Here is a 2,610-nt window from a genome sequence, read left to right on the forward strand (position 1 = left end):
ATGCAACCACCTAAGCCGTGGACACAAGCATGGAATATATTATTTTTGTTTTCCAGGCCCGTCAGGGAGCACGGTGATAGGTGGTAAGGATTTTATCTTTGAACGCGTAGTGTTAGGTGGCGATGACATCATTGACCTGGACTGACGAAGTGATGAGATGCACCTCCATGGAGCCTTAAAATAAATACTGTCCTGTAAAAGCAAGGTGTTGTTGAAGCCTGTTTGACTCCTACTCTTGTTATTGAGAGGGTTCTTGAAGTTATTGCCGTTGTTCGTCCTGTTGATTTTCTCCTCCCTGTGTAGTCTGAGGGTTCTCGAGGGGTTTTACGTTCTGGAACGTTGTAATGACAAGATCTTCCGGCTTCCGGATTATTTCGCCCACCCTTACCCCGATTAAAGTCTTGATATTTTTCGCGAAAGCAGTGTCCACAAGCCTCTGAGTTATTATACCGTCCAGAACGACGTGGGCAACTCCGTCGAGCTCCTTGAGCCTATCTACGAGCTCCTTGACAGGTACGTGTGCAATCTCCCGCCAATCGGAATCATATATTACGGCCTCGAGAGTCCCCTTGAGCTGCTCTATCTTCTCAATGACTTGGCTCGGCAAAGCAACCTCCTGTACCACGCTCGGATTATTGCGTGAAAACTTTATCAGTTTTGAGGGGGGTATTACTACCTCAGCCTTGACCTCTTTCTGCTGTTTCTTCTCTTTCTCAATCGACTCGAGGAAGGCTCCCGCGGGTATCTTGTTTTGGAGCGCTCTAGCTATCTCCTTGCCTGTGAGTTCCTCGACCTCCCTGCCTGGAGGCGCCCTAGCAATATAGTCAACGTCTAAAACGTTTAAGACGTTCCGGGCTATCAGTTCGCCACCCCTGTCGCCGTCGACAAAGAGAATGACTTCCTTCTTACCTTTACAGAGCTCTTTCAGCCCCCTAGGAATCATTGCACCGCCTATAGCGATCACGTTCCTATAGCCATGCTTTAATAGGTTGATTACGTCTGCGCGCCCCTCGACCAGTATAAGCGTGTCAGACGTGTCAACATCGGGGCCAGCGGGAAGTTTGCTTTCACCCCACTCGACGAGCTCTGCCGTCCTGACTTTCTCGAGGACCTCCTCGACAAGCTCCCTTGATTCTGGAACAGTCTCCGCAAGCTTCCGGTATAGTTCAACAGCCCTCTCTATAATCTTCCTCCTCTTCTCAGCCCTTACATCCTCGATCGCTATAATCTCGGCTGAGGCGTTGTAAGGCCCGACCTTGTCAATGGTCTCTATCGTAGCCGCTATAATAGCAGTCTCGGCCATGTCAAGGTTGGAGGGGATCTCCACCTCTGCTATAAGCTTCCCGTCGCTCTCCCGAGTAGCAACCTCGATCCTGCCGATCCTCCCGACTTTCTGAAGCTCTCGCAGGTCAAGTTCACGTCCCAGAATTCCCTCGCTCTGCCCAAAGATAGCACCTATTATGTCGTGCTTTTCAACTATCCCAGACACTGTTATCCTAGCCTTCACTACATACTTTGCTGAAACGGGTAAACCACCCATGTTACACCACCATCCATGATGAGCCTAAAACTGCACGCTGTACCCGCCAGTTAACACACCTTTTCACCGCTGCAGACGGTACACCGTCTTAAGCTCGAGGTGCTCTCTGCTGGCGGAATACGCGTGCAGCCTCCACAACTAGAACGCTTGGCGACTATAAAGTTTTTTGTTTTACTTGAATAAAATAATGTTATGATGCAAAATATCGACGATATTTTTGAATAAAACATCATTATTATACAATATAACAGGATTATCGTTAATTCGCATGAAATAATGCCTTAGAGCCGGGGCCGGGACTTGAACCCGGGAAAGATCGGGTTTCACCGGCTAGGTACCACTGCAGCCCGACGCGTATCAGGCCTAAAGCCTCTTGACCTCTCGGCCACCCCGGCTCTCGAGAAATAAAGAGAAGTCAGGGTTTTTATTATTTGCGGGTCCCACTGCAAAAGAGAGCGCCTCATGACTTAACAAAGGTTAACTGCGAACACTTTTTTATTGCCTGTCCACGCTAAAGCTATTGGAGCCGATGCGACCCGTTAAGGAGATTTTCGACGAGATACATGGCTTCATAGACCTCTACCAGACAGAGGTGGAAGTTCTCGAAAACTGCGCCTTAACCCGTCTCCGCCACGTACTACAGCTTGGCCCTGCTTACAATGTGTACCCCTCCGCTACTCACACCCGTTATGCCCACTCCCTGGGAACAATGCTTCTGGCAGATAAGCTGTACTCGGCCGCGGTTAGCGAGCCGGAGCAAGAGGAGAGACGGGTGATCCGGCTAGCAGGGCTTCTACACGATGTTGGCCACCTGCCCTTCTCACATGCTTTACCCGGCGACCACGAGGCTCTCGGGATCAAGATTATCAAACAGTATCTCGCGGATGACCTTGCAAGTTACCTTGAAACCATCATAGATGTTCTAAAGGGACGACACGAGCTAAGCCCTATCATTTCAGGCGAGGTTGATGCTGACAGGTTAGACTATCTTATACGTGATGCACACCATTTAGGCCTGCCCTACAAGGGGGTTGACCTAGAGAGGGTTATCAGACACGCTCGGCTTGTGA

General features: G+C 49.8%; 2 protein-coding genes and 1 tRNA gene. 1 reads left to right on the forward strand and 2 read right to left on the reverse strand.

All coding sequences use genetic code 11. The annotated features are described in order from the left end of the window. Nucleotides 1-259: 259 nt before the first annotated feature. Nucleotides 260-1,540 carry a DNA primase DnaG gene (gene dnaG, locus ACP5KC_RS09965; RefSeq protein ID WP_428287469.1) on the reverse strand — a complete coding sequence of 427 codons (1,281 nt, stop codon included), beginning with the start codon at nucleotides 1,538-1,540 and terminating at the stop codon, nucleotides 260-262. Nucleotides 1,541-1,825: 285 nt separating this feature from the next. Continuing rightward, nucleotides 1,826-1,935, reverse strand: a tRNA-Cys gene (locus ACP5KC_RS09970). Between the two features lie 134 nt (nucleotides 1,936-2,069). Between ACP5KC_RS09970 and ACP5KC_RS09975 the strand changes: the two genes are divergently transcribed. Continuing rightward, on the forward strand, nucleotides 2,070-2,610 hold a 541-nt coding region (locus ACP5KC_RS09975), incomplete at its 3' end, for an HD domain-containing protein (protein WP_428287470.1).

This window comes from Infirmifilum sp. (genome assembly GCF_049970975.1).
In the GTDB taxonomy this organism is placed as follows: Archaea; Thermoproteota; Thermoprotei; order Thermofilales; family Thermofilaceae; genus Thermofilum; species Thermofilum uzonense.